The organism is Dellaglioa sp. CoH-55-MRSF-8, assembly GCF_056782195.1.
The window spans coordinates 1-485 of record NZ_JBXAYH010000067.1; the positions used below are offsets into that span (position 1 = coordinate 1).

The 485-nt window shown below is 58.4% G+C and carries 1 pseudogene; it reads right to left on the bottom strand.

The annotated features are described in order from the left end of the window. Positions 1-453: pseudogene (locus AC1RPW_RS07940) on the bottom strand (hypothetical protein); the annotation flags it as partial. Between the last annotated feature and the right edge of the window lie 32 nt (positions 454-485).

The following is a 485-nucleotide window of genomic DNA, read 5'->3' on the forward strand; positions in this document are numbered from 1 at the left end:
GACCAGTGCCGGTACCGTGTCGGTGCCCATAAAGTTCACAAGATGGGCCATGCCACCAAGTGCTGCCGTCTGGGCCGACGATGCACCACGTGCGCCAAAGTCATGCAGCATAAACTTCACTGCCGCCTCCGGTTCATCGCACGTGCGATTCAGGAACGCACGCATGTCCTGCTTGATACTCCACGAGAGCGTGGCGACGGCTGTCGCGTACCAAGTGGCACGCAGCAACCGCGTTTCCAGAAACTGACCAAGCCACGCAAAACCCGGAGCCGTATTCCGCACTTGATAGTACGGCACATGGTTCGGGACCAGCGTACCTTCGGGCAGCGCCGAAATGCTCACGGGAGGAAGACCGCCGTGTTCGTTCACGATTTGCATGAACTCGATATACGGGAAAGTCCCGCAATTCGCGACGGCGATCTCACGAGCCTCTTCAACTTGCTCACGCGTCAACGGATTAGCCACGATATTCCGCAGCTCGGCTT